Source organism: Sphaerisporangium sp. NPDC051011, assembly GCF_040653595.1.
Lineage (GTDB): Bacteria > Actinomycetota > Actinomycetes > Streptosporangiales > Streptosporangiaceae > Sphaerisporangium.
Genome location: NZ_JBFAGG010000007.1, coordinates 453,290 through 459,855, shown reverse-complemented (window position 1 = coordinate 459,855; position 6,566 = coordinate 453,290). Strand labels below are relative to the sequence as shown.

5 protein-coding genes are annotated in these 6,566 nt (G+C 72.5%); all 5 read right to left on the bottom strand.

The genetic code is table 11. The annotated features are described in order from the left end of the window. Positions 1-281: 281 nt before the first annotated feature. From AB0H21_RS19355 to AB0H21_RS19335, 5 genes are read right to left on the bottom strand one after another with little or no spacing between them, the layout of a single operon-like run. Positions 282-1,433 carry a M20 family metallopeptidase gene (locus AB0H21_RS19355; protein WP_358518014.1) on the bottom strand — a complete coding sequence of 384 codons (1,152 nt, stop codon included), beginning with the start codon at positions 1,431-1,433 and terminating at the stop codon, positions 282-284. Beyond that, positions 1,430-2,572 (bottom strand): amidohydrolase family protein, encoded by a 1,143-nt coding sequence (locus tag AB0H21_RS19350; RefSeq protein ID WP_358518012.1) that lies wholly within the window; start codon positions 2,570-2,572, stop codon positions 1,430-1,432. The genes AB0H21_RS19355 and AB0H21_RS19350 overlap by 4 nt, the downstream gene beginning before the upstream one ends. Continuing rightward, entirely contained in the window at positions 2,562-3,848 is a 1,287-nt protein-coding gene (locus AB0H21_RS19345) for a glutamine synthetase family protein (protein ID WP_358518009.1), read from the bottom strand. The genes AB0H21_RS19350 and AB0H21_RS19345 overlap by 11 nt, the downstream gene beginning before the upstream one ends. Before the next feature lie 7 nt (positions 3,849-3,855). After that, on the bottom strand, positions 3,856-5,094 hold the full coding sequence (locus tag AB0H21_RS19340; protein ID WP_358518007.1) for an aspartate aminotransferase family protein: 1,239 nt from the start codon (positions 5,092-5,094) through the stop codon (positions 3,856-3,858). Further along, entirely contained in the window at positions 5,091-6,551 is a 1,461-nt protein-coding gene (locus AB0H21_RS19335; RefSeq protein WP_358518004.1) for an APC family permease, read from the bottom strand. The genes AB0H21_RS19340 and AB0H21_RS19335 overlap by 4 nt, the downstream gene beginning before the upstream one ends. Positions 6,552-6,566: the final 15 nt, after the last annotated feature.

Sequence of the window (6,566 nt, the reverse complement as noted above, 5' to 3'; positions counted from 1 at the left end):
TGACCGAGACACCCTTGGGACGAACCCGCACATCACGCTTCATCAGACTGCGCCAGACGATCACCGCATAACACAGAGTATTCGCCAACGGAGTCATGAAGGCCGGAGCACTACGGACAAAACCGGTAGACCGACCACCACGCCCAGGGCACCCCCTACGACGACAAGCTCATCGCCGACACCGCCGCCATCCTCACCGAGGCCCTCGGCAGACTCCCCCGAGCACCACGCGGAGGGCGAGCCGGTACGGTCCCCCCGTCGCCGGTGGCGCCTGAGGTCGGTCACAGCGCCGTACACGCGCCGAGGTAGCCGACCAGCATGGCGCGGGCGAGCCGGTCGACGTCCTCATCGCCGGGAAGGAACCTGTCGCTGTGCAGGGAGACGTCGGTCTCGGTGCCCACGAACAGCATCACCGACGGCAGCCGCTCGGCGAAGAAGGAGAAGTCGTCCGCGCCCACCGAGCGCAGCGTGTCGGAGACCTCCAGCCCGTGCGACCGCAGCAGCCGGGACACCTGCGCCACCAGCCGGGGGTTGTTCTCCAGCACGGGCTCCCCCTTCACGAAGGTCACCTCCGCCTCGCAGCCGTGCGTCCGCGCCACCGACTCCGCCACCTCGACGACTCGCTGGTGCAGCAGCTCGCGCGTCGCCGTCGACAGTGCCCGTATGGTGCCACGCGCCCTGGCCAGGCCGGGGACGACGTTGGCCGCGCTCCCCGCCTGAAGCGACGAGACCCCCACCACCGCCGGCGCCATCGGGTCGATCGACCGGCTGACGACGCTCTGGAGCGCGACCACCGTGTGCGACAGGGCCAGAACGGGGTCGCGCGTGAGATGCGGGTAGGCGGCGTGGCCCGACTCGCCGTGCACGCTGATCAGGAACTCGTCGGAAGAGGCGTTGACACCGCCGGGCACGCAGGCGACGACGTCCGGCCCCAGCACCGGCTGTACGTGCGCGCCGATCATCGCCTCGCACCGCTCGGCGCCGAGCACGCCGCTCTCGACGATGTCCTGCGCCCCCGAGGGATAGGTCTCCTCGCGTGGTTGCAGGACCAGCAGCAACGGCTTGGGCCCTCCCACCCTGTGCACGGCGCGGGCCATCGCCACCAGCGCGGCCAGGTGCACGTCGTGGCCGCAGGCGTGCATGACTCCGCGGTTCCGCGAGCTCCACTCGACGCCGGTCGCCTCCGTCACCGCGAGCGCGTCCAGTTCGCCGCGCACTCCGACGGCCGGCCCCGGCCCGCCGACACGCACCACCGCCCCGGTCTCCGCGACCTTGGTCAGCGGCAGCCCGTCGGGCAGCGACGCGAGTACGGCGTCGCGTGTCGCCGACTCCTCGCCGGAGAGGTCCGGCGAGGCGTGCAGCCGGCGGCGCAACGACAGCGCCGCGGGCAGTTCCTGCTCGAGGGCCGCCCACAGCTCGGCGTACTCGCTCATCCGAGGTCCAATCCGTAGACGCGGGCCGCGTTGGAGCGCCCGATCATCGTCGCGACCCGTACGGCGTCCGCCGCGGCCCACTCGCCCTCCTCCACCCACGCCGACAGGGCACGCGTCATGCCGCGGCGCCACAGCAGCGCGCCGAGGTAGTGCAACTCCGGCGGGCCCCACGCGTCGGAGGAGTAGAGGACCTTGGCGAACGGCGCGAGCTCCAGGCTCTCGGCCACGATCGCGTCGGAGCGCGCGCCGGTGTAGTTGATCGCCAACCCCACGTCGAAGTAGACGTGCGGGAAGACCTGGGCGAGATAGCCGGCGTTGCGCTGGAAGGGGTAGCAGTGCAGCAGCAGGATGGCGGACCCGGTGGGCTCCACGGACTTCAGCCAGCGGGTCAGCAGCAGGGGGTCGCAGCGGTGCAGCTCGACGTCCGGATCGCCGTAACCGGTGTGGAGTTGCAGCGGCAGACCCGTTTCGACCCCCGCCCACAGCAGCATCCGCAGCAGCACCGGGTCGTCGGCGCGCGGCACCGCCCCCTTGCCGATCTCCCGCAGCCAGTCGCCGGCGGCCCTCCGCACCTCGGCGTCGGTCGGAGGCGCCGGGTCGAAGTCGAAGCCGTAGCGGTAGGCCACGATGCTCTTCAACCCGACGGCGCCGCGCGTCCGCTCCTCCAGTGCCGCGCGGAAGCCGTCGCGCAGGCCGGCGGCGGAGGTGCCCGTACCGGCCAGCTCTTCCAGCACCGCCTCCAGCCGCACCACCTCGTCGGCCCGGGCGCCACCGGCGGACGCCATCTCGGCCGGGCTGAGGATCTGGTCGCCCTTGTAACCCGTCTCCACCAGCCAGTGGTCGGTCCCGCCGGCGCGCAGGAAGGTGCGGGCCAGCTCGTCCGGGGCCACCGCGGACCGCGCGGCCCAGTAGTCGTCCGCGCTCGCCGACGGCTCCAGCCCGAGCAGCGGCGCGCAGTGCCGGCGGATCGCGAAGCCCACCTGCGAGTCGAACTGGGTCATCCACGGCGGGATCGGCCGGTCGGACTCGGTGATCAGCTCCTCGAACACCGGCCGCTCCACCGGCCGGCGCAGCGCGCCGTGTACGTGGTGGTCGACCAGCCCGATCTCGTCGATCTTCGTCTTGAGATCAGTAGGCATCGGCGATCCTCCGGCACTTCTCCTCGGGCTCCAGCCCCTCGACCAGCGCCAGCTCGGTCCGCTTCACGTCGAGGTGCGTCTGCAGCAGGTCATCGTCGAACCAGCCCCGCGCGACATCGTCCTTGGCCAGCTCGACGAGCGCCTCGTCCAGCGACCCGGGCAGGCGGGGCACGCCCGACAGCTCGGCCTCGGTGCTGTTCTCCGGCCACACCTTCGGCTCGGGGTACCCGGCGGTGATGCCCCGCAGTCCGGCCCGTACCAGCGTGCCGATCACCAGCCATGGGTTCGCGGTCGCGTCGGCGGCGCGGAACTCCAGGTTGAGCTGCCGCGCCACGTCGCCGTCCGCCGTGGTGGGGCAGATGCGCAGCAACGCCTCACGGTTGTGCTCGGCCAGGAAGACGCCGCCGGCGCTCCAGCGGTGCGGGGTGAGCCGCAGGAACGAGACGGGGCTGGGCGCGGTGATGGCGGTGATCGCGCGGGCGTGCCGGAGGACGCCGGCCGCGAACCGGCCGCCGATCTCCGACAGCCGCCCCGGTCTCGCGTGATCGAAGAGCACCGGCGCCCCGGTCTCGGCGTCACGCAGTGAGAGGTGCACGTGCACGCCGTTGCCGGAGCCCTCGGGACTGAGCAGCGGCGCGAAGGTCGGCCGGTGGCCGTGGCGGCGGCCGAGGTCGCGGACCAGCTCGCGCAGCAGCACCGCGCGGTCCGCCGCCACCATGGCGTCGCTCGGCCGCATGGTCACCTCGAACTGGCCGTCGCCGTACTCCGGGAGCCAGGTCTCCGGTTCGAGGCCGGCCTGGATCATCAGCTCGACGAGCCGCGACCCGAACGGCTCGGCGTCGCGGAAGCGCCCGAACGAGAACGGCGGGGAGTCCGGGAGCCCCTCGATGACGAACTCGTGCTCGAACGACGCCACGACCTCCAGGCCCGTCAGCGCGCGGAACTCGGCGAGCGCCGTGCGGGCGAAGGCGCGCGGGCAGCACGGCCACGGCGACCCGTCGGGCAGCACCTGGTCGGCGAGGTAGAGGCGCACGCCCGGGTGCGTGCCGTCCGCCGGGATGTCGACGCCGGTCGACGCGTCGGGCACCAGCCGCAGGTCACCGGTCGAGCCGAACACGTTGTCCTCGGCGATCGGGCCGAAGCAGCTGATCGCGAGGTCGGCGGGCACCCAGCCGACCCCGGTGCGCAGCACCTTTTCGTGGTCGGCCGCCGGGACGGCCCGGCCGCGGGTCTGCCCCGCGAGGTCGCAGGTCGCAACGAAGATCATCGATGTCATGTGCACGTCACCAGCCTCTGTACGGCGCGACGGCCGCGTCGTCCACTCTGCCTGCCGCGACATCGGCGATGGCCGTGTCGAGGATGTCCAGCGCCCGGTCGAGATCGGCCTCGTCGATCACCAGCGGAGGGGTGAGCTCCAGGACGTTCGACTTCGGTCCTACGTAGTAGAGCACCGCTCCGAGCTGGTATGCGCGGAAGACGACCTTCGCCGCGGTCGAGGCGCCGGTCAGCTCGATACCGCCCATCAGCCCGCGGCTGCGCACGTCCGCCACCTGGTCGTGACGGGCCCGGAGCTCGCCGAGCCCGGCGCTCAGCCCCACACCGAGCCGGGCCGCGCGGGCGGGCAGCTCCTCCTCGGCCAGGATGCGCAGCACGGCGCGCCCGGCCGCGGCCGCCACCGGGTTGCCGGTGGTCGTGAGCAGCGACGATCCCTCGGCGGCGTCGAGGATGCCGGCCGGGCCGATCGCCGCGGAGAGCGGCAGCCCTCCGCCGAGCGACTTGCCGAGCGCGACGAGGTCAGGGGTGATGCCGTCGTACTCGAAGGCATGCAGCCGGCCGGTCCTGCCGAGACCGACCTTGACCTCGTCGGCGACCAGCCATGTGCCGTGCCGGTGGCACAGGTCGGCGAGTCCGGTGAGGAAACCGGCCGGTGGGATCACCACTCCCCCGTCGCTGAGAATCGGCTCGACGATCACCGCGGCGACGTCGCCTTCGGCGAGCCGCGCGCCCACGCCGCCGAGGTCCGGGTAGCGCACGAGCACCAGACCGGGGTCGCGTTCGACGCCCGCCGCGACATGGAGGCCGGAGACGTGCTGGGCGGGGCCGAGCCCGCCGTGGTACGAGCCCTCGAACGTCATGATGCGCGGGCGGTCGCCCGCGGCGCGGACGCTCCTGATGATCGCGGCATTGGCGTCGGAGCCGGCGTGACCCAGGTACACGCGGCGGGCGGGTCCGCCAGGGGTGATGGCCAGCAGCTCCTCGGCGAGCGCGACCGCCTCGGGATTGGTGGCCGACAGCACGCCGACCCCCGGCATCCGCCGTACCGCCCGCTCCACGGCCTCGACGACCCGCGGATGCGCGTAGCCGACACCGGCCGCGCTCCAGGCGCCGGAGAGGTCGATCAGCTCGCGGCCGTCCGCCTCCACCAGGCGGGCCCCGTGCCCGGAGACCGGGGCGAGCGGGAAGAACCGCAGCCGTTGCGCCCCGGCCACGACGGCGAGATCGGCGTCGTAGAGCGAGGTCATCGAGGCTGCTCCACCAGCTCTTCCACGACGCTCCCCGTACCGGTGAGCTCGGAGGTCAGCCGCTCGCCGATGCGCCGGGCGAGGGCGGGTGCGGAGAGGACCACCACGACGCCGAGCAGGCACCAGGCGCCCGCGATCCACGGGAAGTAGGAGTACGGCGCGTCCTGGCCGGACGACTGCTTGTAGAAGACGAACAGAAGGTAGGCGATGCCGGCCACCGGCAGCACCACCTCCCAGCGACGGATGGCGGAGCGGCCGGAGAAGGTGAAGGCGATGACGCCGACGCCCGCCACGGCGTACGCGACGAGGATGCACAGCACGCCGAGCGTGGCGAACCAGTAGTAGGCGTCGAAGGCACCGGCCCCGGCCGCCCAGACGACGACGTCGAGGACGAGCGTGACGAGGGCGACGGCGACCAGGGCGGCGCGGGGAGACCCGGTGCGGGGGTCGACGCGGGAGAGGGCCTTCGGCCCGAAACCGTCACGGGAGAGGGCGAAGAGCATGCGGGCGGCGGCCGCGGAGGAGGACAGCGAGCTCGCGAACGCCGACGCCACCGCGGTGAAGGCGACCACGAGGGCGAACCACGTGCCGATGTAGCGGGCGGACAACGTGGACAGCGGCGACTCGGCACCGACGAAGGCGTCGACGCCCGCCTTGTCCGTGCCGAAGCCGATCGTCTCGGTGAACATCATGAGGACGAAGAGCAGGCCGGTGAGCACGACGCTGCCGACCAGGGCGCGGGGGATGTTGCGCCTGGGGTCGTCGGTCTCCTCGCCGAGCGAGGCGCAGGCCTCGAAACCCGCCCAGGACAGGAACGCGAAGACGGTGGCGGTCATGACCGCGCCGTAGGTCGTGCCGCCGGAGGTGAACGTGGAGAGGTCCAAGGTGGGCGCTCCCCCGCTCTCGGTGGCGCCGCCCGACCCGACGACCGAGCCTCCGACGACGACGGCGGCCAGTACGAGCATGGCGAGGATGCCGAAACCCTCGATGATCAGCAGCGTCCGCGCGGTGAGCCTGGTGTCGCGCGAGTTGAGGACCGTGACGCCGAGCGCGGTGACGATGGCGACGATGATCCACGGGCCGCTGTTGTGGACGCCGAGCGCCTCCAGGAACGCGTGCGCGAACACCCCGGTGGCGGCCTGCGTGCACGTCAGAAAGAACAGGTAGGTGCCGAGGAGCGCGAAGCCGCCGAAGAACCCGGCACGCGGCCCGATGGTGGCACCGGCCAGGGCGTACACGGATCCGGCGTGGTTGAAGTGCTGCGTCAGGCGCCAGAAGCCATAGCCGACGAGCCCGACCCCGATGAGGCCGAGCACGAAGACCAGCGGGACGGCCTTGCCGACGGCGGCGGCGACGCCGGGACCGTTGAGGCCCATGGCCAGGGTCGGGCCCATCAGCCCGACGGATAGGGCGAGCGCCTCCCACAGGCGCAGTTTGCGTGGTGCGTTGTCGGCCATGAGGCGGGCTCCAGG

Excerpts from the sequence above, each read along its gene's own strand:
- AB0H21_RS19355 (WP_358518014.1), bottom strand. The coding sequence starts at position 1,433 with ATGAGCGAGTACGCCGAGCTGTGGGCGGCCCTCGAGCAGGAACTGCCC.
- AB0H21_RS19350 (WP_358518012.1), bottom strand. The coding sequence starts at position 2,572 with ATGCCTACTGATCTCAAGACGAAGATCGACGAGATCGGGCTGGTCGAC.
- AB0H21_RS19345 (WP_358518009.1), bottom strand. The coding sequence starts at position 3,848 with ATGACATCGATGATCTTCGTTGCGACCTGCGACCTCGCGGGGCAGACC.
- AB0H21_RS19340 (WP_358518007.1), bottom strand. The coding sequence starts at position 5,094 with ATGACCTCGCTCTACGACGCCGATCTCGCCGTCGTGGCCGGGGCGCAA.
- AB0H21_RS19335 (WP_358518004.1), bottom strand. The coding sequence starts at position 6,551 with ATGGCCGACAACGCACCACGCAAACTGCGCCTGTGGGAGGCGCTCGCC.